Source organism: Paraburkholderia phymatum, from assembly GCF_040965635.1.
GTDB classification, from domain to species: domain Bacteria; phylum Pseudomonadota; class Gammaproteobacteria; order Burkholderiales; family Burkholderiaceae; genus Paraburkholderia; species Paraburkholderia phymatum_B.
Genome location: NZ_JBFRCH010000031.1, coordinates 17,424 through 40,343 on the forward strand (window position 1 = coordinate 17,424; position 22,920 = coordinate 40,343).

Below are 22,920 nucleotides of genomic sequence, written 5' to 3' on the forward strand. Positions count from 1 at the left end.
CTAGGCTTACACTACGGGCGCGATCGATTTCGTCTGGTTCGACCTGCTAACTTCGTGGCGCAGTTCGAGCAGACCGAGCAGCAACGCGTCCCGCTCCGCCTCCAGCTCTTCGATAGAGCGCGATCCGACCTCGGCATGGACGCTGTCGATTAGCGTCTTTTGCACTTCCGGGGTCAGCACTGGCGCGCCGAGTGTCTTCCACCATGCCATCATCGGGCCGCTGAACTGCTGGAAGAAGTGCTCGATGCCGCCCGGACCGCCGCCAAGATGGTTGAGCATCATGTTGCCCATCAACCCCCAGCGCAGGCCCGGGCCCCAGCACAGGGCGGTGTCGACGTCGGCGGCGCTCACCACACCTTCGGTGACGAGGTAGTAGACCTCGCGCGCCAATGCGGCCTGCAGCCGGTTTGCGACGTGGCCGGGCATCTCCTTGTTGACCCGCACCGTCCGCTGCCCGATCGACGTATAAAACTCATCTACACGCCGGATCGTCTCCCCGGAGGTCGTGGCTCCGCCGACGATTTCGACCAGCGGGATCAGGTGCGGCGGATTGAACGGATGGGCGATGACGCAACGCTCGGGATGCGCCGCGGCGCCCTTCTGGATTTCGCTCATGGTGAGCCCCGACGAGCTCGATGCAATGATCACGTCGGCAGGCAGCAGCGCGTCGAGTTGCCCATAGAGCTTCTGCTTGAAGTCAATCCTCTCAGGCCCGTTTTCCTGGACCAGGTCCGCGCCCACGAGCGCTTGCTCGAGCACGGGCGTAAACGTCAGGTTGGTCAGCGACGCTCCGGGCGAGAGCCCCAATCTCGTGAGCGCCGGCCAGGCGGACTCCACGAATTTCCTCAATGAGGCCTCCGCGTTCGGAGCAATGTCCGTCGCAACGACGTGCAGTCCCCTGGCGAGAAACAGCGCGGCCCAGCTCGCGCCGATCACGCCCGTTCCGATAATGGCGATTCGGCGAATAGGTTTGGTGTCGGTCATGTGATGTCTCCAATGCGTTGATCAGACTTCGGCATAGGCGATGCCGGCGAGATTGCCCTGAGCGTAGAGGAAGTTGCGCACATCCTTTCCATCGAGATCTGCTGAATAAACCGAGCCGCCCAGGTCCGTGAAGAACATCCGGTTGCCGGCAACGTCGAGCGCGATGCCGATCCCTTCCAGCAGGTGCGTGATCTCGATCTCCGGTGCCGCCGTTTCGTCGATGGGGGCACGATTGACGGTGTTGCCGCGCGGGGGATCGCCACGGTCCGTCCAATAGAGGATGCGGTTATTCACGTCGAGCTCGAGGTCGATCGGTTCCGGCAGTTGGTCGAACACCACCTCGATGTCGGAGCGGGTCGCCGAAGTCTCGCCATAGGGGATATCCAGGTTTGCGCGGAAGATGCGGCCCTGGCCGCCGTTGTCCGGGCCTTTTTGCGTCCAGTAGATCTTCTTGAGCTTCGGATCGAGGGTGATCCCGACGCACCACTTGGTCTGGTCGTGCCGGTCATGGTCGCCGTGCCCGGCCTCGACCAGCGTTTCGATTCGAGAACCGTCGACGCTCGCGCGCATCACGCGCATGCCCTCGCGGTCGCACCAGTAGAGCTTGCCGCCATCCTTGTCGAGGTGGATCTGCTTCGGCGTATGCGTGATGCCTTGCGGGACAACGACCGCGCGGTTGTTGCCGTCGAGGTCGGCGCGCTCGATCGAGCCGTCATGAGCGCCTACCGAACCCATGTTGGTCCAATAGATATGACCGGCATCCGTATCGACGACGATGCCGTCGGGCATGTGACAGTCCGAGACAATCGTCTTGCGGTCGGAGCCGTCGGGATTCATCGAGTGAATGCGGCCGCCGCTCAATTCGAGGAGAAACAATCGTCCGGTGCGGATCGCTTCCTGAGAAACGTTGCTTCTGTTTGCATTGGTCAGAGTCATTGCATGTCCTTTCGTGTCGCTGCAATTAATGGGGGCACTGAACGTCAGGCAGAGGCCGAATGCCGCCGGGTTATCGGCGTCGTCGATCCCGGAGGCACGCCATGCCCCGATGACGTTGTGGGACTGGCTACGTTTGAGCGACGCCGGCGTTGGGAGACGTAGCTCATGGACAGGAACTTTAGGCGGTCAGCGGTGCGCGATTCAATTGGCCGATGGTGTAACGACACCTTCGTATCAGTGGGAAGGAATGTCGTGTCATACCTAACCCAAAGTTCAATTGCGACCGCACGGGGCGAACCGTAAATTGGTTCGGATAGGGAAGTATTTCTATCGGAAGTCGTCCATCATTCATTGAGTAACTGCCATGAAAAAGCCAACTCGTATCGTGATCGTAGGTGGCGGAATCGCCGGGATTCTGCTTGCAACCAGGCTCGGCGACCGGCTGGGCCGAACGGCTGAGGCTACCGTCACCCTGATCGACCGGAGCGCGACGCACATATGGAAGCCGATGCTGCACACGATTGCGGCCGGTACGCGCGATGTGAATCAGCAGCGCGTGATTTTTCTTTCACATGCGCGTCAACACGGCTTCACGTATCAACCGGGAGAGATGTGCGGACTAGACCGGCAACTGCGCGAAGTCCAGCTTGCTGGGATCAGCGCGTACGAGGGCGGTTTGATGCTCGAGCCCCGAACAGTTCCGTACGATGTGCTGTTGCTGTCCATAGGCAGCCGCGCGAACGATTTTGGCGTGCCTGGCGTCATGGAGCATTGCCATCTCATTGACAGCCAACAGCAGGCAGAGACGTTCAACGTCGCGTTGCGCGAACGTGCTCTTCGCTCTGTTGTCAAGGATGAGGAACTCCGGGTTGCCATTGTGGGCGCAGGTGCGACTGGGGTCGAGTTATCGGCTGAGCTAAGTCACCTTTTCGAACTCGCTGGCAGCTATGGCGATCCCACGATCAGAAAAAGGCTGAGTCTGACTCTTCTTGAGGCTGGACCACGCGTGCTTCCGGCATTCCCACCGGAGATCTCGTCAGCTAGCCAGCAACGACTCGAGAAAATCGGCTTTCGCGTCATGACCTCGACGGGTGTCTCATCCGTGGAGCCGGGAGGCTTTCGGTATGGAGACGGGAAGCTTGCCGAAGCAGATTTAATGGTATGGGCTGCTGGTGTCAAGGCACCCGATTTCATGAACGGGCTAGCTGGCCTCGCGACCAACCGGGCGAACCAGATCGTGGTGTCGGGCACGCTACAGGCTCTACACGATGAGAACATTTTTGCTCTCGGCGATTGCGCGGCCTTGACGCCAGAAGGCGCGCAGCGACCGCTTCCTCCAACCGCGCAGGTGGCTACCCAGCAGGCAGAGCATCTCGCGCGCTACCTGCCTGAATGGGTCCGTCACAACAAGCCTCTTCCTGGCTTTAAATTCCGGGATTTTGGTTCGCTTGTGTCATTGAGCGACTACGACGCGTTCGGCACACTCGGGCGCTTTGGCTTCTATCCCGGAGGGCTCATTCGCGGCAGACTCGCCCAGCTCAGTCACGCGATGTTGTACCGGCGTCATCAACAGGCGCTGCACGGGTTTCGCAGAGCAACGCTGCTCTGGACAGCGGAACAGATCAACGGGCTGGCTCAACCTGATATTCGGCTCGCTTGACAGGCTTTCTCGTGAACATCGGTCTTCGCTCACACACGCCGCGATCGACCTTGCCATCGCAATGATGGCCTTCTTCCTGGCGACGCGGCTAACTCGCTTGATGCAACCCATCCCGCCCATTGCGACGGGATGCGGTTCGCGACTGAAAGGATCCCGGTTGTTAACGCCCGAAGGTTAAATGGTCTCCATCCTTCTGCAAGTTCTTTCGCCTTTCAGAGCGTTTCACGCGTGCTATGGGTAACCGGACGCTGCTGATGCGGAATCGCATCCTGGCAGACGTCGGACAAAGTTTGAGGCGTGGAAAACGCCGGCTTGACATAGTGCCCGGCCGGCCTGGACCGACAACGTCGTATCGACGAGGGAAGAGAATGGTGTGCCAACGGCTTTGAAGGGCGGCGTTTCTAAACGCTGCCGCAGCGCGGCGTCGCCCATGTTCACGCGCGCGTCTTGTCGATCACCTTGCCGCGGAAAATCGAGTACTGGTACAGGTTGTAGCCGATCATCACCGGGAACACGAGGCCAATCCCGATCAACATGAACGCGAGTGTCAGCGTGTCTGATGCGGCTTGCAAGACCGTGAGCCGGCCCGGAATGAAGTCGGGATAGAGGCTGATCACAAGGCCCGCGAACGACACGATGAAGAGCGTCACCGCTGCCCCGAAGGGCGCGCGGTCGCTTCTCCGATAGAGCGAGGTGACGAGCCAGACATACGACAGCACGGCGAGCAACCCCAGTATCGCAAGCGGAGCGAGCACGCCCGGCTGGGACCAGCGCGCACGGACGACCACACCGTCCATCCAGGTTGCCGCGGTGAGCACGACGGCGGCAGCCACGCTCAGGTTCGCGCTCAGCAAGGCAAACTGCCGGGCCCAATGTTCGAGCGCGCCAACTGTCTTCCTTACGAGCCAGGTCGTGCCGAGCAATGTATAGCCTGTCACTACGCCGACGGCTGTCACAGTGATGAACGCCGTGCTGGACCCGCCAGGCACGAAGCCCGTTATCACCTTGCCGAGTACGACGCCCTGCGCAAGTGCCGCGATGAGGCTGCCCACGCCGAACACGGTGTCCCATAGCCTTCCATGCTGGATACCATGGCGGAACTCGATGGCAGCACCACGCATGATCAGGCCGGCGATCATCGCCATGACGGGTAGATAGAGGTCCTGCATCAGGATCGCGTAGGCCTCGGGAAACGCGCCGAACAGGCCGCCGCCGACCACGACAAGCCATGTCTCGTTCGCATCCCACACGTGACCGATCGTCTCGATCATCACGTCGTGGTCTTCGCGCTTTCTGAGCAGGGTGAGTATGCCCACCCCGAGGTCGAATCCGTCCGTCACGACGTAGAAGACCAGCATCAGGCCGATCAGCCCGAACCACGTTACGGCAAGCAAAGAGTGAGTGGTGCTGTCCATGGGATTATCTCGCTTCAGTTAAAGAAGGCGGGTCAGTAGCCGCTCACCGCCGTCTGTGACTCGACCAGCGTGGCCGCTGGCGGCATGTCAGTCAGATCGGGTCCGCGCTTGAGCCAGGTCCGCGCGAGAGCGAAAAAGGTGACGAGCAAGACGACGTCGAACGCGAAGAACATCGCCATGCTGGCCGTCACAGAAGCCGCGGGCACTGCCGACACCGCTTGACTGGTTCGCATCAGGCCATAGACGACCCATGGCTGACGTCCCACCTCGCGGACGATCCACCCGGCTTCGACAGCCAGGTAGGGCAGTGGGATGCACAACACCCATGCGAGCAGGAGCTTGCGCTGCGCGACAAGGCGCTCAAGACTGCCGCGCGCTTTGCGCAGCGCATAGGCTGTCCAGAATGCGAGCAGCATAAAAGCGAAGCCGATGCCTGCCATGAGGCGGAATGCGTAGTAGAGCAGGGGAATCATCGGCGGTTGGTCTTCACGCCTGAAGTCCGTGAGACCCTTCACCTGACCGTGCAGCGAGTGCGTACCGAGCACGCTCAGCATGCCAGGGACTTCGAGCGACCAGTCATTGCGTTGCGATTTCTGATCGGGCCATGCGAGCAGCGACCACGAAGCGCCCGTGCCCGGCGCATTGGTGTGCCAGTGGCCTTCGATCGCCGCGCCCTTGGCGGGCTGCGTTTCGAACACGCTCACGCCGCTCGAATCGCCAAGCCAGATCTGAATCGGCGCAACGAAGACAAGTACGCCGAGTGCGATCTTGAACGAACGCGCAAAGAACTCGGCATGTCGCTGGCGGAGCAGGTGATACGCTGAGATGCCCGCAATCACGAACATGCCCGTTTCGATCGCGGCCATCCACATGTGTGAGACGCCCCACGCCATGTCGGGGTTGAAGATGGCCGCCAGATAGTCCGTCACCACGATCTTGCCGTTGACGACCGCGTAGCCGGCGGGCGTCTGCATCCATGAATTCGCGACCATGATCCAGAACGCAGAAATGCTCGATCCGAGCGCCACCATCGTCGTGGCAAAAAAATGGACGCCGCGTGGCACACGTCCCCAGCCGAGCATCATCACGCCGACGAATCCGGCTTCGAGCATGAACGCCATTGCGCCTTCGAAACCAAGAATGTTGCCGACGAACTGGCCGCTGAACTGCGAGAAACCGGACCAGTTAGTGCCGAACTGAAACTCCATCGGAATGCCAGTGACTACGCCGACCGTGAAGTTGAGCACGAGCAGCTTGCTCCAGAAGCGGGCGTGACGGTAGTACATCACGTCCCCGGTGCGCATCCATAGTGCTTCGATCAGCAGCAGGAACGCCGAGAGACTGATTGTCAGGATCGGCCAAAGAATGTGAAAGATAACGGTCATCGCGAACTGTGCGCGTGAGAGGTCGAGTACGTCAGTCAGCATGATGATCATCCCATTGCGGCGGTGAGTAGTACCACTTTTGGCGGAGACCGATCTGTACAGCGTCGGCAAGCGTTGCTTATGACAGGAACTTTAGACGGGCATCGGTGCGCGATTCAATTGAACAATGGTGTCAGGGCACCTCCACAGCTAAGGGAAGAGCTGTCGACTCGTCCTTCACCCAAAGTGCAATTGCGGCTCGCTTTGGTACAGCCTAGATTGGTTCGCAAAGGGAAGCCTTTGCTGCGTTGTGAGCGCAGCCTGAGCAGCATGAACCCGCAAGTGAAGTTCGAAGCAGACGATGACGAAGGAGATCACCATGAACCCGACCGGAAAGACACTGCACTGGGCCATCGACAAATGGTTCGCGCCTACGCTGGCGCGACCCGTGCACGTACTGCGGTTCTATCGCACGCGGGTGCATCGGCACTGCGTGTGCGTCGAGGCGATGGGTTCGGGCGGTCTTCTGTCGATCTTCTTCTTTCGTCACGATGACGGTTCGTGGAATGTCTATCCGCCTGCGCAAGCACGGCCGGCAATGTCTGCGTGGAGGACTCTGTGATGAACGGCGACAACGAGGCATTCGGCTTCCGCCGTTCGCGCATCGAGCGGCTTTCGCCGTGCGGCGCGCAATCCGTCGGACGCGCTTACCGAGGCGGCGCCCCGGCACGGGCGACATTCCGGCGTTGGCAGTCCGGCGAAGCATGCTCCCGGCCGGCAGGACGCGGCGGAAGGAATCAACGAAGCCTGAGGAGATTGTGATGCGTACCAGACTTTGGTCCGTCCTTGTCGACGGACCGCTCACGCCGCCCGCTCGTGCGATTCTCGCGTCCATTGTCACCGCCATTCTTCTCACCGCGATGCTGTCAACCTGTTGGCGTCATGACGGGCTCGATAGTGTGTTGCGAGTGAGCTGGTGGTTCTTGTAAAACAGCATGAGCATCGCTCGCTTGCATGCGGAAAGCGGGATTGGCTTAGCCGCTGCGTTGTCCGCCTGTGCGGCGCGCGGTCTCCTGGATTGCGTGCACGAACGCAGCTATGACCATGCTCGTTAGCAGTACACCTTGCATGCCGAGCAATATCGAATCGATCCGGCCGAGAATTGTGGTGGGCGCAATGTCCCCGTACCCGATCGTCAGCGCAGTAATCGTGCAGAAGTAAAGAGTCTGTCCAAACGAAGATGGGATCTTGCTTCCCGGTTCGACGGGGCCACCGACGTAATACATGACGGTCGAAAGCACAAGAAATAGCACGAGCGGCACTGCGAGCGGTGCACGCAGTTGCCAAAGGGTTCTCGCAAACTCCGTGAACAGGCAGCCGGCCTTCAGAGGGACGTGCGTGGAATTCCCGACATTCGCCGCCATAGATCGATTCCGAAAACTCTCTTCCATTAAGCGAGCATAGGTTGAAGGCGGGGCAAATCGCTATTGCACGATGGTGTTAGCGACGGCTCCGTATCCGCGAGAGGGCGTGTGCTAAGCCCAAGGTGTAATTGCGGCCGCGCGATGCACGTCCTAGATTGGGCGGGGAGGAGGATGACGACCCAAAATGAGCTTATCGAACATCGTCAATCGGGCATTGATCTCGATGTCCAGTGTGCTACTCGGCGGCTGCGCATTGGCGCCGTCGATCCCGCTGCTGGGCGCAGCCTTTCCAGACTGGTTGTTCTGCATCGTGGGCGGCGTCGCCGGAACGATAGTTGTCCACCTCGCGATGAACCGAAGCGGTGCGAGTTCGACGCTCGTGCCGCTCGCCATCAGCTATCCGGCGCTGAGCGCGCTGCTTGCGATGGCGACATGGTTGATCTTTTTCCCACGTTCGTAATGCGTGGCCGCAAATGAATGACAATCCTCGCCCGATGCGGAGCACGAAATATCTCCCTGCCACAGTGATCGTGTTGATGACCGTCGCGTTGCTAGGTGTCGTCCTGTGGCGGCTCGATCGTGCGCCAGAAACAGATGATGCCTACGTCTACGCCGACACGATCAACGTCGTTCCGGAAGTCAGCGGCCGGATCATCGAACTTCCCGTTCACGACAATCAGGCTGTCAGGCAAGGCGATCTTCTGTTGCGGATCGACCCGCGTCCGTATCAGGCTGCGCTCGATCAGGCGCGCGCGCGACTCGACACGCTCAACAACCAGATCGTTTTGACGCAACGCTCGGTGAACGCGCAGCAATACAACGCGGACTCTGTGCAGGCTGTCGTCGAGCGGGCCCGCGCGGTTGCGAGCCAGGCCGCGGATACACTGCGCCGAACGAAACCCCTACTCGCGCAAGGCTATGTATCGGCGGAGGAAGTCGATCGCGCACGCACCGCACAGCGCTCCGCGCAGGCAGAGCTGAATGCCGCGATGCGCGAGGCGAAGCAAGCTAGCGCGGCCGTCAGCGGTGTCGATGCGCTGGTCGCGCAGCGCGCCGAAGTCAAGGCGCAGATTGCCATTGCGGAACTGAACCTCGAGTACACCGAGGTGCGCGCGCCCTTCGACGGCCGTGTGGTTTCACTGCGCACGACCGTTGGTCAGTTCGCGTCGGCATTAAAGCCCGTTTTTACATTGATCGATACCCGGCATTGGTACGTCGTCGCCAACTTCCGGGAAACGGAGTTGAAGGAGGTCCATGCAGGCACGCCGTCCACGGTGTACCTGATGAGCGACACCGCCAGGCGCTTCAACGGCACGGTCGATTCGGTCGGCTATGGCGTGCTGCCGGATGATGGTGGCGTGGTGAAAGAGGGACTGCCGAACGTACAGCGCACGATCAATTGGGTGCATGTGTCGCAACGCTTTCCCGTCAAGATTGCCGTGCGCAATCCCGATCCCGAACTGTTTCGCCTTGGCACGTCTGCGGTCGCTACCCTCAATCGCAGCGCCCCCGCAACCGCGAGATGACGATACTCATGCAAGCTACCGGATATTTCCCGCCGGGCGTCACGCAATTCGTCCGCTTTCTCGGCGACGAGATTCGCGTTCAGCCGGGTCGTGCGAACGTGATGCTGCGTTGCGTATCAGGGAGTGCGCTCGTCATTACGATATCGATGGCCTTGCAGGTGCCGTTTCTCGCGGTGTCGCTAATCGCCGTTTTCCTTGTCACGCAGTCGAACGTGGTGATGACCCGCCTTGTCGGGCTGGTGTTTATCATCGGCGTGACGTTGGCCGTCGGCATTGCGATTCTTGTGATCAAGCTGACGTACGACTACCCGTTGCTCAGAATACTGCTGTCGGCAGCGGTGTTCCTTTTCAGTGTCTACATGATGCGGGTCGCGAAAATTGGCGCCGCTTTCTTCCTGGTCGGCATTGTCGTCATCTACTTCCAGTCGTTCGTCGATTTGACCGATAACGCGGAAGCGCTCGTACGCCTCGCGCTCTGGATCTGGGTTGCCGTCAGTTACGCGATTGCGATCACGCTGCTGATCAACACGTTATGTCTGCCTGTCGAACCGATGCAGCAACTCCAGGACGGCATGCTCGGACAACTTGCAACCGTTGATGCAGGACTCGCATACCTTGAGCGCGGCGCGCGGGCGGTTGGCGTCCCTGACGCGCGCCAAGTCCAAAGCGGAATACTGATGCTGCAAAGATTGCTGCAGTTCTCGATGATGCGGGACGCCGATTACCGCACGCACCAGGGGTTTCATCTGGCGCTCGTCACGACCGTGTCGCGTTTGCATGCGGCGACGGCTGATCTGCCTGAAAGCACGGCGGAAATCCCGGCCGGCGTGCCGTCCGCGCTGCGTGCCGCGTGCGAGCGCCTCGGCCATGCGATCCGGACGGGCGGGCGCTTCACCGTGCCGGAACGGCTCACGAACGTTGCGGACGAGCTGATGCCCGGCGCGTTGCAGCAGATGCGAGACGCGCTTCTCGCATTCGCCAGCCGGTCGGCAGCGCCCGAGTCGAGCGAAACGAAACGGGAAAAGGGGCGTTTTCTTGTTCCCGACGCGTTCTCGAATCCGGTCTACGTGCAGTTCGCGCTGAAGACACTGCTCGCAACAATGGCCGGATATTTCTTTTACCTCGCGACAGACTGGCAAGGTATTCACACGATCATGCTGACATCGCTGATCGTTGCGCAACCGAGCCTCGGCGCGTCGAGCCGGCGCGCGGTCCTGCGGATTGGCGGCGCAGCGCTCGGCAGCGTGAGCGCGCTCGCGATGGTGGTGTGGGTAGTGCCGCGCATTGATGGCATTGTCGGCCTGCTGCTGATGTCACTGCCCGTCATCGCGGTTGGTGCATGGGTAAGCGCGGGATCGGAACGGACCAGCTATGCCGGCACGCAGCTCATGTTCACGTTCGCGATCGTCTTGCTCGAACAGTTCGGGCCCGTAACGGACCTTACCGGGATTCGGGATCGGATGGTCGGCATCCTGTTAGGGGTGTTGATATCGGTTGTCGTTCATGCTTCGCTATGGCCGGAGGCGGAAGGCGAGGCGCTCCGCCAACGTGTCGCCCGTCTGCTGCGAAGTCTCGCGGCACGGTTGCGGCAGCCGGGCGACGCGGTTACGCCGACTGCGCTCTGGGCCGAACTCGGAGATTGTGAGGCGATGGCCGCGCGCGTCGCGCTGGAGCCCGGCTGGCAAATGGGCGAAGGGCAGCACGAAGGCTTCCAGCATTACGTCCAGACGATACTAGCGCAGACCCGCGAGATATTCCTCGCAGCGGACGCCTTCGATGCAGAACGACGCGCGCAACCGATCGGGGACAGTCGCGCGCACGGCGCCGCGATGACCGGGGCTGAGACGGCCGGCGCATTGCTTGAAGGTTACGCCAGCGATCTGACTGACCGCCCGGAGGCAGTGCGCGCACCGGCTCCCGTTCCCCCAGATCTGCTTGCGACAGATTTGGGCATCGATCATGAAGGGCCGCTCACGGATGCAGCGAGGCGCGCGTATCAGCGATTGACTGTGCGCGCGACGCGTCTGATCGGGCAGGTTCAGACCTTGCCGTCGTGGCGCGTTCATCAGGCCGATACCGGGACCGTCGAATGAGCGCGGCAATGACGAAAGGGTCTTCAGACCCGCTCGCGTATCGCTGTCTGCGCTGCTGTGTGACGGCCGCGTTGGCGTTCGCGCTGTCGGCCTGTGCGCTGATCCGGCAAGATGATAAGCCCTATTCGACGATCGCACCCGAGCAGATCCGTATCGCCGACGACATTCATCTCGGGCGAGAGGACTGGCCAGCGAAGCCGTGGTGGAGCGCGTACGGCGATCCGCAGCTCGATTCCCTGATCGCGCGCGCCCTCGCCACCTCGCCGACGATCGTGATCGCGCATACGCGTGTCGCGCAGGCGAAGTCGGATATCGATCTGGTGCGCGCCGGCACGAACCTGCAGGTGACGGCGCTCGCCGCCATAGACCGTGAACACGTTTCGGCCAACGGCTTCCTGGGTGCGTATTCGACCAACCAGCCGGCGATCGGTGCGACGGGGCCGTGGTACACGGAGGGCATCGTGGGACTCGGCGCGAGCCTGGACATCGATATCTGGGGCAAGCAGCACGCGGAGGTGGAGGCTGCGATCGGCGCGCACAACGCGCGGCTGGCCGAGGTCGCCGCCATCGAACTTGAAATGTCGACAGACGTTGCGCAGCTTTATTACGGGATTCAGACGACTTATCAGCTGATCGAACTGTTCATGCAGTTGCATGACGTTGCCGCGTTCAATATGGATGCGCACGCGGCTCGTGCCGCGCGCGGCCTGGAGCCGGTCACGCAGACCCAGCTTGCGCGTGCGCAACTGCTGGCGACGCAGCGGCAGATTGTTGCGGCGCGCGCCAGCGTCAAGCAGTTTCGCGAATCGTTGCGCGCGCTGCTTGGCGCGGGTCCTGACGATCTCTCCGACATCAGGCCCGTCGCGTTGCCGGTCCCGCACGTCGGGTTGCCGCCCGCACTGTCGTACGAACTGCTTGCACGTCGGCCGGACCTTCAGGCGATGCGCTGGTATGTGCAGTCGTCGTTCGACCGTATCGATGCCGCAAAGGCTGCGTTTTATCCGAGCTTCGACATCAAGGCATTTTTTGGCGTCAACGCACTGCACCTTGCGGACCTCTTTACGCATGCGAGCCAGCAGATCAATGTGATTCCCGGTCTGTATCTTCCCATCTTCGATGGCGGCCGGCTCAACGCCAACCTGAGCGGCGCGCGCACGGCCAGCAACACCTTGATCACGCAGTACAACCAGGCCGTGCTGAACGCGGTGCGTGATGTCGCCGTGACGGGTAGCAGACTTCAGGATCTTGACGAGGAAGCCGCGCTGCAGGCGAAGAAGATCGATGCCGTATCGTTCGCCCAGGCGAGTGCGCAAGCGCGCTATGAAACGGGCGTCGCGAGCCGTCTCGGGGTGATGGACGCCCGCCAGGCGGTGTTGCTCGAACGCATCTCCCTGCTGGAAGTGGACGGACAGCGCCTGAGTCAGGATATTGCGATGTCAAAGGCGCTCGGCGGCGGGTATCGCTACGACAAGCCGCTCGAGCTGAAGGTCCGGTGACATGATATCCAGACTGGCGCCGGCCATCGGCGCTTCACGTCGATGTCTTGCCCGGCTGAAGTCTTCCCGCGATGTTGACGAGTTCAGGCAGCGAGCGCGCGTCCATTTTTCGCATGACGTGTCTGCGGTGCACCTTCACTGTGATTTCGCTGATACCCAATTCGGCGCCCACCTGTTTGTTTAACAGGCCGGATACCACCAACGCCATAACTTCCTGCTCGCGTCGGCTGAGCGATGCATAGCGATCGCGGATCGATTGCATCCCGGCTACCGCGCTCAATGCCGCGCGGCTGCGCTCGATTGCGTGCTGGATGGCATCGAGCAGTACGTCGTCCTCAAAGGGTTTCGTGAGAAATTCAGCCGCTCCGGCTTTCATGGCCCGCACCGTCATCGGCACATCGCCGTAGCCGGTGATGAAGATGATCGGCATGTCTGTACGCTCGGATGCAATGAGACTCTGCAGGTCAAGACCGCTGAGGTCGGGCAAACTGACGTCGAGCACCAGACAGCTCGGGACCGTTGCACGCTTGCGGTCGAGGAAGTCCTGGGCGCAAGCGTAGGTCTCTACCCTGAGGCCGGCAAAACGGATCATCGCTTCGAGTGATTCGCGCACCGAGACGTCGTCGTCGACGACGAAAACGACGGGCGCGGCTTGCGCCGGCGGGACTTCCGATGCAAGTTCAACTGCATGAGCGGGTGTCATTGCGAACTCCATTCACAGGCATCTGGATGAATCATTCGACCTGGAGCGCGGCCTGGATCGCCCCGAGCAGGTCGGTGTCGCTGAACGGTTTGAACAGACATTCGACGGCACCTTGTTTGAGCATGCTTGGGCGGAGCGTTTCGTCCCCATGAGCGGTGATGAATACAATTGGGACAGTTTGCCGCCGCCGTTTGAGCTCGTGATGAAGGTCACGGCCGGACATGCCTGGCATGGCGATGTCGAGGATCAGGCAGTGCGCTTCGTCGATACAGCCTGACGCCAGGAATTCCTCCGCCGATGCAAACGCTCGCGCCGCAAAGCCGAACTCGCGCAACAGGTCAGGCAGCGATTCGCGCACCGACTCGTCGTCGTCGACTACCGCGATTAGCGAGCGCGTGTCCATCACAGATTCCTCCCGGTTTGCTCTTCGTCGGCTCGCCCGGACTGATCGGCTTCCAATGTGCTGTCGGCGCGACGGGGGATGGAAAATGCAAATGTGGCGCCTTGCTCTGCGTTCGGGGCAGCCCAGAGCCGCCCGCCGTGGCTCTCGATGATGTAGCGGCTCACGGAGAGGCCGATGCCCATACCTTCCCGCTCGTTCGAAAAAAACGGATCGAAGAGCTTGTTCGCATGCGGCGGGTCGAGGCCTACACCGGAATCGGTCACAGCGAGTTGCACGTGGTCGCCATCGTCGCGGTCGATCGTGACCAGCATCTGCCGTGGACGATCATCGACGTCATTCATCGCCTCCACAGCGTTGAGAAGCAGGTTCAGCACCACCTGCTGAAGCTGGACCCTGTCTCCGATGACCAGCGGCAGGTCGTCGGCAGTCTTCAGGTGCAAGACGATCCGCTTATTGCGAATTTCGCACCGCACCAGCTCGATAACCTCACGCGTGGCTTGGACCAGGTCGACCGGTTCTGCCGCCACGGCCTTCTTGCTGTATAGCGTGCGCAGGCGTGTCATCATCTCCGACGCGCGGCGCCCGTCGCGAATCGTGCGTCGAACGGTCTCGAGCGCGCCTTCAACGTTCGGTGGCTCTGCACTCAGCATGCGAAGACCGGTGCTGGCGTTGGTCACGATGCCAGCCAGCGGCTGGTTGATTTCATGCGCGATCGCGGCCGTCAACGCGCCCAGACTATTGACCCGGCTCAGGTGGGCCAATTCGGCGCGCAGCGCGAGGAGCGCCTCTTCGGACTCCCGGCGCTCCGTCATGTCCTGCGCGGCGCCGATGTAGTCCAGCCCGTCCTGCGGGTGACGCGTGGCGTGAGCCTGTATGTGCACGTACTTGATGGAGCCATCGGGAAGGAGCAGGCGGTGGTCGAGTTCCAGATCCTTGCCCTCGTGCGCCTGGTCGATCATTTCGCTCAGTAGATGGAGGTCGGAAGGGTGGAATCGAGCCGCGATCATGTCCATCGTAACGGGCACGCCTGGTTCGATCCCGAAGATGCGATAGAGCTGGTCCGACCAGGTGAACGAGCCCGTCTCGAGGCGCCAGCAAAAGCTGCCACTCGAGCTGAGCTGCTCCACTTTCGCCATCAGCGCCGCGCTGTGGCGTAACCGTTCGTCCGCCTCCTCACGCGCGGCGGCGCTGTGCGCCCGTTCTATCGCGATGCTTGCAATGTGCGTGAACTGTCCGACCAGATCGCGCTGGAAAGGGCTTGGGTTGCCGGGATCCGGCCGGAATACCGTGAACGCTCCCAGCAGCTCGCCGGTGCGCGACAGAATCGGCGTGGTCCGGCACGAATATGGCTCACACGCGAGGCTGCGTTCGCGCGATGCGTCGGTCCAGCGTTCGTCCGACCCGGCATCCGGCGCGATCGCCTGAGGCTGGTTGGACGCCGTCATGCCGTGCGGGCCGGTGTCAAGGAAATCGGCGTCGGCAGCGGAAGAGGAAAGGAAGCTCGGCGGGAGGCCTGGCGATCCCACGTGACGGTACCCCGTATCCAGCTCGTCCCGGAATGACACTCTGCAGAGGCAGTCGCTCGCAAGCTCCTCAACCAGCCGGCACAGGTCATTGAGTACGGTTGGCAAAGGCAGTCCCCTGGCAATCATTTCGAGCAGGCGATTCTCACCTGCAAGCAGTGCCTCGGCGCGCTTGCGATCATCGATATCCGTCTGAAGAAAATACCAGAGCGCGATTTGGCCTTCGTCATCGCGCAATGGGAAGCCCTGTACGCGGAACCATCGGTAGACGCCGTCGGCACGTCGATGGCGCGACTCTGCATCATAGGGCTCGCCCGCGCTGATCGATGCACGGAACCGGGCGATCACCGCTTCCCGGTCATCCGGATGCGTCAGGTCGTTCGTTTTCCATTCTTTCAGCTCATCGAGGGTCGACCCGGCGTAAGCGAGCGTGTAGCGGTTGGCGTGCAACACGTCACCGTTCGGCGCGAAAAGGATGACCCGGGTGGGAAGGCTATTGACGATCAGCTCGAAGCGCTGTTCCTGCGAGCGCAGGGCAGCTTCCGTCTGTTTACGGTCCTCGATGTCCGAATTTATCCCACACCACTTCACGATTTCACCGGCCGCATCGACAATCGGGCTGGCCCGGCATGCAAACCAGCGATACGCGCCATCGAAGCGGCGCATTCGCGCTTCCGCCTCGCCTCGATCGCCGGAGGCAACGACGGTCCGCCAGGCTTCGAGCAACGCGCTGCGGTCTTCGGGGTGGAACGCCGCCTGCCAGCCCTCGCCCGACGCTTGCTCGACCGAAAGCCCCGTGTATTCGCACCAGCGCCGATTGACGAACTCGATGCGGCCGTCCGGAAAGGCAGTCCATACCAATCCGGGGAGCGCATCCACAGTACGACTGAGTTCGCTTTCCATCGCTGTCCCTTCCTGCAGCGCTCCTCACGCTACAACAATCGGCTTTTGCGAACCGGGAGTCAATATACCTTGGTGTCGATCCCGGACTGATTCGGTATTCCGCAGTGTCAATTCCCTTCCTGGCCGGCGCGGGCGAATGTTGACAGCCAGCTCATGCTGAATCAGCCGGATGGACGGGCACGGTAAATTGGAAGGTGGCGCCACGGGGGAAGTTCGCGCTCGCCCACAATCGGCCGCCGTGTGCGGTGACGATCGAGTGGCAGATCGAGAGCCCCATACCCATCCCGCTAGCTTTCGTCGTGTAAAACGGATCGAAGAGGCGCTTGATGTCTTCCGCAGCGATGCCCGGGCCGGAATCGCGCACCGCCACAAGAACGATGCCCGGCTCGTTCACGGCCGTGCTGATCGTCAATTCGCGCGGTCCGGCGTCAATCGCGCTTAGCGCATCGATGGCGTTGATGACGAGGTTCAACATCACCTGCTGGAGTTGCACGCGGTCGCCTTCGATGAGCGGCAAGTTCTCTGCAAGTTCCATTCGAACGGAAACGCCGTTCCTGTTTGCTTCGCTATATGTAAGTGCATGGATCTCGCGAATCGCGTCGTTGATCTGCAGGCTCTCTTGGCAACTCTGAGTCTTCCTGACGAGGCCGTGAATGCGTGTCATCACCTCGCCGGCGCGCCTCGCATCGCGGACAATCCGATCGAGCGCCTGACGTGCCTCCGCTACATCGGGCGGTTCGCGCCCGAGCGAGCGCAGAGCGGTCGAAGCATTCAGCGTGATGCCCGCGATCGGCTGCTTGATTTCGTGGTTGATCGATGCCGTGAGCTGTCCGATCGCCGTGACGCGGTTGGCATGCGCAAGCTCGAGCTGCATCCGGCTTGCGTCCGCTTCGGCTCGCTTTTGCTCGCTCAGATCGAGCACAAACGCGATAGCTTGAGTCGCTTTCTCGTCCAGCATTGCGATACCGATCAGCACCGGGACGCGGCTGCCGTCCTTCCTGAAGTACTCTTTCTCGTAGGGCTGTAGTATCCCCGTATTCTCCAACTTCTCCCACTCCATTCTGCTGCGCTCAAGCCACTCAGGGGGCGTGAGGTCCTTCCACCGAGGACATCCCGCCAGGAGATCGTCGCGGTCGTATCCCAACATACGAAGAAACGCGTCATTGGCTTCCAGGATCCGACCTTCGAGATCCCCGATCAGGATTCCCACGATGTTGGCGTCCACGAGGCGCCGGATCTTCGCTTCACGTTCTGCGACATCGCGGTATAGGCAAGCGTTTTCCAATGCGATTGCCGCCTGTGAAGCAAGCAGCTTCAACAGCGCGATGCGCATCGGAGCGAAGACGCAGGGCGCGAGATTGTTTTCGAGGTAAAGCACGCCGATCAGCTTCGCCTGTTTGAGTAACGGCAGGCAAAGGACGGACCGTACGCTTTTCTGGCGGATGTAGGGATCGTCGGAAAAGCGGTTTTCGACTGACGCATCGTCGATGATTACAGATTCATGCGTGCTTGCGACGAAGTGGAACAGCGATTTCGGCAGCGCTGTGGGGTTCAGCGGCTGTTGCGGCAATTGCACGATGACCTTGCCATCCTGAATGGTGGCTTCGGCCTCGATGCGCTGCTGGTCGCCCTGGGGAAGAATCAGCAGTCCGCGTTCGGCGCCGGCGTGCTGGACGGCGATCATCATCAAGGACTTGATCAGGTTTTCAAGCACCATCTCACCCGAGATGATCTGAGCCGTCTTCACGATTGTCGCGACATCGAGTTGCCCGGCGTATTCGTCGATCGTCACGCGTGAGACAAGCACCGCTTCGGGTTTGACAAACGGATATCGACGATCAAGCTGTTCGATCTTGCCGTGCGCACCCCAGCGGAAATAGCAATCCCGCGCCTCGCGGAAATAAGCGAGCGCGGCGCGTTCGAGGCCAGAGGCCAGACTGCATTGCCCAGCCAGTTCGTTGGCTAAAGCCTCGTCCTGGACAAATCCGTGTTGGCTTGCCAGATGGCCGGCATCCTCGTAAAGCCGCATGGCCGTCATGAGGTGTCCGTCCAGACGGGCCAATTCCGCGCGCAGCAGCAGATGCTTGTGCGCAAACGTGACCGGGCAGCTTTGCGCCCACCTTTCGAACGCTTGAACGTTCGCGGCGATGTCCGCCTGGATTCCAGCTTGTCGATCGGTCGAAGCAGTGCTGTGAACCGCGGCGAGCGCGAGTGAATAGTAGAAACAGTAGTTCGCGAACTGGATGTGGCAGCGCGCGGACCAGAGAAGCGGCGTGGCTTTGGCGGCGCATGCCAGCGCCTTCTCCGGCTCGCCCCACAGATAGTGCTGTTGAACCTGCAAAATCCAATGGAAGCAGTTGACGACGGCGATGCCATGTTCCGTGATCTGTGCCTCGATCGTTGCTTCCCCGGGGACTGCCTGGTCGCCGGGGCGCCCACGCAGCCTCTGGACGAACGACTGTATGCTCGAAAGAATATCGTGTACGTGACGGAAGTTGATGCGCTTCACGAACTCGATTGCCTTGACCGATTCGAGCCACGTCTCGTCGAGATGATCGCCGCGCGCCAGGATATCCGTCAGCCGATGCTCGAGACTGAAGCTGGCATAGATGACCTCGCCCGTCTCATGCGCATATCGGGTGGCGGTATCGACGCACCGTACTGCGATCTCGATCGGCTGCGTCCAGAGAACCGCCATCTGCAAGAAGAAGTGCGCGGCCACGCGTTGAGCCGCGAAGCGGTGTTTCTCCGCCACAGCGACCGCCAGCCGGGCGAATGCCTCGCCGTCCCGGTAGCGTTGGAAGTACGGACCAAGAAGAATCGAGATGGACGCATAGGCGAAGACAGCCGAATCGGTTGTGCCGTATTGCTGCGTCACGGTAACCATTCGGCAGGCAATCGTCTGGGCGAGATTGATATCGGTGAAATAGGCTGTCTGCGCTAGCATGTGGAAGATGTTCATGACCTCCCGCATCTCCGGCTCCTCCATCATCGGCAGGCCAAGGAGGCTTTCGATCGGACACGTGCCGAGTAGCGCCCAGACGGAATCGTAAGCTGCCGACACTTCGTCATCCGTAGGATGCTCCGGTAATTCGATGTCGAACATGCGCAGGCATTCGCGTGCGGTTCTGACAGCGGGTGCATTGTCGCCGCTCATCAACTGCAGGACCATTCTGAGCCGGTAGGCTTCGGCGCGGTGGATATTCGATCGCGCTCGAAGCAACATCTCGTCGATCCATCGGGTGGCTTCGCTGAAGTGAGAGAGGAGAAACTCACAGTCGGCCCGCTCGAACCACACGCCGAAGGTCAACTCATAACAGTCGTCCCAACCTTGTTGTGAGAGCAGCGACGCGGCCGCCGCGAGATAGTTGCAGGCCGAACGGTAAGCGGTTGAGGCCTTCGCCTTTTTTGCGGCGTCGAGGTTGAGGGCCGCAGCGCGATGCGCTTCGGCGCGCTCGACGATGAGCTCGCCTCCGAGATTCAACTGGTTCACGAGGTCGAATATCCTGGCTGCAATGTCCGCGTCAGCGAGCCGCGACAAGAGCAGGCGGCCAATGCGCAAGTGATGTTCCGCGCGGGATTCGACAGGGATCAGCGCATACGCGGCTTCTTGCACGCGGTCATGCAGGAACTTGAAACCGCCGTCCATCGAGATGATCGCGCCGGCTCGGACGGCGTCGGCGAAATCCGCATGCGCGATTGCCTCGGCGCCGCCCCAGACGCTTGCCAGGGTCCCGAAGTCGGCCTGACTGCCAAGACAGGCAAGCAGCTTCAACGCGTCCTGTGCGGCAGGCGGAAGCCTCTGCAGCCTGCGGATCATCAGATCGACGACGTTTTCGGTAAAGCCTTTTGCGTCGATCTGCTCCAGATTCCAGCGCCACGTGGCCGAATTCGATTCGAACTCGAGGAGGCCTTCTTCGAAGAGATTGGTCAAAAATTGGCCCGCGAAAAAAGGATTGCCGCCCGTTTTTTGGTGAACCAGGCTAGCGAGAGGCAAGGCGCGGTCACGCTTGCATCGGAAAGCGTCGCAAAGCAATTCACTGAAGTCATTCGGCGAGAGCGGGCCGAGTACTATTTCGTGTACCGTCGTCCCCGCCTTGCGGATCGAACCGAGCGTATGCATCAGTGGATGCCCGGGTCCAACTTCGTTCTCGCGATACGCACCGATCAGTAGCAGGTGGTGTGTGTCCGGATGCGTGATCAAATGTTCGACCACGGTCAAGGTGGCGGGATCGAGCCACTGCAAATCGTCAACGAAAATGACGAGCGGATGCTCGGCACGCGCGAACGCGCTGACAAACTTTTGAAAGACCGATCGGAACCGCAGCTGCGTTTCCAGTGGCGACAGTGCGGGCACCGAAGGCTGCGGGCCGATCAGGTTTTCAAGTTCCGGGATCAAATCGGTCAGCAGTCGCCCGTGCTGACCGACCGCGTGCTCGATCGCGTCACGCCAACGCACAACGTCGGCATCCTGGCCGTTCAGAATTTGTCGGATGAGTTCCGCAAATGCCTGGGCCAGTGTGGCATAGGGGATGTCCCTCAGGCGCAGATCGAATTTTCCCGAAATGAAGAGACCCCGAGGTAGCACGATAACCTTGTGCAACTCGTTGACCACTGACGATTTCCCAACTCCCGCGTAGCCGGACACGAGGATCAGTTCCGACGCGCCCTGCGTCGCGACGCGATCGAAGGCATCCAGCAGCGTCGCGATTTCAGTGTCGCGCCCGTAGAGCTTCTCCGGAATCAAAAGCTGTCGCGTTGTATCGTGCGTTCCGAGCGGAAAAGGTTTGATCTGGTGAGTGGCGTCCCACTCTGCCAGGCATCTTCGGAGATCCCACGCCAGGCCGCTTGCAGTTTGATAGCGATCCTCGGCGGGTTTCGACAGAAGTTTCATCACGATTGCCGAGAGCGGGGCAGGGATGCCTCTGGCGCGCTCATCCGGCGCAGCGGGCTGGCGCGCGATGTGGCAGTGCACCCATTCCAGCGGATCGAGCGCAGTGAAAGGGAGCGTCCCCGTCAACATCTCGTACAGCGTGACGCCTAGCGCGTAAAGATCGCTGCGCGAATCGATCGAACGGTTCATCCGACCTGTCTGCTCGGGAGCCATGTACGCGAGCGTTCCTGCGATCAGCTCGGGATGTCCCGGCTTCTGGCGTTCGCGCGGAAGTCGCGAGGCAATGCCAAAGCCGGTGAGCCTGACATCGCCTGTTGCATCGTTCACCAGGATATGCGCCGGCTTGATGTCTTTATGGATGAGACCGCGCTGGTGGGCCTGGCTCAATGCAGTGGCGATGCCGATGGCGAGCGGCAGGCTGCGTTCCAGCTGGAGGGGCGCGCCGAGCAGCCGGTCGAGGGGCTCACCGCCCGGATCTTCGAGCACCAGCAGCGTCTCACCGCCTTTGCGTATCAGCTCCAGCGGTCGAACCGCCCACGCGCCGTCGAGTTCGTCTTTCAATGCGAATTCGTGAGCGAGCCGGTCGAGGCTCGCGGATCCCGGCTGCTCGACAGCGGGCCGCGCGATGAGCAGCGTCCTGTCCCCGTCATCGGCCGGCAATCGTACCCGGCTGAAGACGCGCTCGCCGTCCTCCCACAAGGTCCGGAGGTTGTTTCGCATTTCGCCGTAGTCATGGGTAGCCATTTGCCGCCCTCGCTGTGCCGTCAGAATACACCTTCCCGCGCCGGCGAAGCCCCGCCGACGGCCGTCGAGATGTGCGAGGCATTGCAGAATCGTTGCAAGCAAGCTTCAGGATTCAACCAGTAGCTGCAACACGATCACATGCGCGAGCAGACGAGGCGGCGCAGATGAAACAGCGATGCGGGATCAATGATCCAGAAAGCGCTGACGTGAAAGCGCTCGCACAAAGCGTATTCCTGCGGCACGTTTGCCGGTTTGAAGACATCGCCGCTTCTTCCTGCACCTAAAGGGCAATTGCGGGCAGGCTGCGCATACCCTAAATTGGTTCGCAGGTCGACGCAGATATGCGTCAAAACAAGGAACGCGATGGATTACATGAGGGTTTTTTCGCAACATGTCCCGGCCGATGTCATCGGATTGGCGCGCCTGTTCAAAGCAACTGTCGTGGTCGTCTGTGGCTGGGCATTGATTGAGGCACCGTTGGAACTCGTCGTATCGACCAATTTCACCTCGCTGCTCGCCGTGGCGACGTCGAAGGTGCTTGTGTGCCTCATTGGTGCAGCCGCCATCGCCAACTTGCGGTTTGCACGCCACGTGTTTGCCTTCCTCTGCGGAGCGAGCGTACTCGCCATAGCACCAGCGTTACCTCTTGAATACACGCTCTCCACTCCCATTGCACTCTTTTCGACCGTTGAGTGCATTAGCAAAGCTGCATGCGTTGCATCGTTCGCAGTCGCAGCCATGACGAGAGACGGTGTTGGCGATCGGCTGAGCGTGCTGAACCGAGCAGCCGACGAAGAAACATGAGCTTACCGGGCGTGATGAGCCGGCATTGCTTGCCAATGTCCAGTGCGC

The 22,920-nt window shown here is 61.0% G+C and carries 16 protein-coding genes; 7 read left to right on the forward strand and 9 right to left on the reverse strand.

The features are described from left to right. Positions 1-6: 6 nt before the first annotated feature. Entirely contained in the window at positions 7-984 is a 978-nt protein-coding gene (locus AB4Y32_RS32170) for a 3-hydroxyacyl-CoA dehydrogenase NAD-binding domain-containing protein (RefSeq protein WP_368725187.1), read from the reverse strand. A gap of 21 nt (positions 985-1,005) precedes the next feature. Continuing rightward, positions 1,006-1,821: a 3-hydroxyacyl-CoA dehydrogenase gene (locus AB4Y32_RS32175; protein WP_368725188.1), complete on the reverse strand. Its 816-nt coding sequence runs from the start codon at positions 1,819-1,821 to the stop codon at positions 1,006-1,008. A gap of 463 nt (positions 1,822-2,284) precedes the next feature. Here AB4Y32_RS32175 and AB4Y32_RS32180 point away from each other — a divergent pair, with 463 nt between their 5' ends. Next, positions 2,285-3,580 (forward strand): NAD(P)/FAD-dependent oxidoreductase, encoded by a 1,296-nt coding sequence (locus AB4Y32_RS32180; protein ID WP_368725189.1) that lies wholly within the window; start codon positions 2,285-2,287, stop codon positions 3,578-3,580. 434 nt (positions 3,581-4,014) lie between these two features. Here AB4Y32_RS32180 and AB4Y32_RS32185 read toward each other — a convergent pair whose 3' ends face one another. Both AB4Y32_RS32185 and AB4Y32_RS32190 read right to left on the reverse strand, forming a co-directional pair. Beyond that, entirely contained in the window at positions 4,015-4,995 is a 981-nt protein-coding gene (locus AB4Y32_RS32185) for a cytochrome d ubiquinol oxidase subunit II (RefSeq protein WP_368725190.1), read from the reverse strand. Between the two features lie 32 nt (positions 4,996-5,027). Then, entirely contained in the window at positions 5,028-6,422 is a 1,395-nt protein-coding gene (locus AB4Y32_RS32190) for a cytochrome ubiquinol oxidase subunit I (RefSeq protein ID WP_368725191.1), read from the reverse strand. A 316-nt stretch (positions 6,423-6,738) separates the two neighbouring features. Between AB4Y32_RS32190 and AB4Y32_RS32195 the strand changes: the two genes are divergently transcribed. Then, positions 6,739-6,981, forward strand: a complete 243-nt coding sequence (locus AB4Y32_RS32195) for a hypothetical protein (protein WP_368725192.1) — start codon at positions 6,739-6,741, stop codon at positions 6,979-6,981. A gap of 412 nt (positions 6,982-7,393) precedes the next feature. Here AB4Y32_RS32195 and AB4Y32_RS32200 read toward each other — a convergent pair whose 3' ends face one another. After that, complete coding sequence (locus AB4Y32_RS32200) at positions 7,394-7,783, reverse strand: potassium channel family protein (RefSeq protein ID WP_368725193.1); 390 nt, start codon at positions 7,781-7,783, stop codon at positions 7,394-7,396. 184 nt (positions 7,784-7,967) lie between these two features. Between AB4Y32_RS32200 and AB4Y32_RS32205 the strand changes: the two genes are divergently transcribed. Genes AB4Y32_RS32205 through AB4Y32_RS32220 form a run of 4 tightly spaced genes read left to right on the forward strand, consistent with a single transcriptional unit; the run spans position 7,968 to position 12,898 of the window. Beyond that, positions 7,968-8,243, forward strand: a complete 276-nt coding sequence (locus AB4Y32_RS32205) for a YtcA family lipoprotein (protein ID WP_368725194.1) — start codon at positions 7,968-7,970, stop codon at positions 8,241-8,243. Positions 8,244-8,256: 13 nt separating this feature from the next. After that, a complete protein-coding gene (gene mdtN, locus AB4Y32_RS32210) occupies positions 8,257-9,309 on the forward strand; it encodes a multidrug transporter subunit MdtN (RefSeq protein WP_368725195.1) in 1,053 nt (350 codons plus the stop codon). Between the two features lie 8 nt (positions 9,310-9,317). After that, a complete protein-coding gene (locus tag AB4Y32_RS32215) occupies positions 9,318-11,402 on the forward strand; it encodes an FUSC family protein (protein ID WP_368725196.1) in 2,085 nt (694 codons plus the stop codon). An 8-nt stretch (positions 11,403-11,410) separates the two neighbouring features. Further along, positions 11,411-12,898: an MdtP family multidrug efflux transporter outer membrane subunit gene (locus AB4Y32_RS32220; RefSeq protein WP_368725197.1), complete on the forward strand. Its 1,488-nt coding sequence runs from the start codon at positions 11,411-11,413 to the stop codon at positions 12,896-12,898. A gap of 34 nt (positions 12,899-12,932) precedes the next feature. Here AB4Y32_RS32220 and AB4Y32_RS32225 read toward each other — a convergent pair whose 3' ends face one another. From AB4Y32_RS32225 to AB4Y32_RS32240, 4 genes are all read right to left on the reverse strand, one after another. Continuing rightward, the gene (locus AB4Y32_RS32225; protein WP_368725198.1) at positions 12,933-13,601 is read right to left on the reverse strand and encodes a response regulator transcription factor; all 669 of its coding nucleotides are present in this window, start codon (positions 13,599-13,601) and stop codon (positions 12,933-12,935) included. A gap of 31 nt (positions 13,602-13,632) precedes the next feature. Next, on the reverse strand, positions 13,633-14,004 hold the full coding sequence (locus AB4Y32_RS32230) for a response regulator (RefSeq protein ID WP_368725199.1): 372 nt from the start codon (positions 14,002-14,004) through the stop codon (positions 13,633-13,635). Further along, positions 14,004-16,430, reverse strand: a complete 2,427-nt coding sequence (locus AB4Y32_RS32235; protein WP_368725200.1) for a PAS domain-containing protein — start codon at positions 16,428-16,430, stop codon at positions 14,004-14,006. The genes AB4Y32_RS32230 and AB4Y32_RS32235 overlap by 1 nt, the downstream gene beginning before the upstream one ends. 151 nt (positions 16,431-16,581) lie before the next feature. Next, positions 16,582-22,068, reverse strand: a complete 5,487-nt coding sequence (locus tag AB4Y32_RS32240) for a trifunctional serine/threonine-protein kinase/ATP-binding protein/sensor histidine kinase (protein WP_368725201.1) — start codon at positions 22,066-22,068, stop codon at positions 16,582-16,584. 363 nt (positions 22,069-22,431) lie between these two features. Here AB4Y32_RS32240 and AB4Y32_RS32245 point away from each other — a divergent pair, with 363 nt between their 5' ends. Continuing rightward, on the forward strand, positions 22,432-22,872 hold the full coding sequence (locus tag AB4Y32_RS32245) for a hypothetical protein (protein ID WP_368725202.1): 441 nt from the start codon (positions 22,432-22,434) through the stop codon (positions 22,870-22,872). Positions 22,873-22,920: the final 48 nt, after the last annotated feature.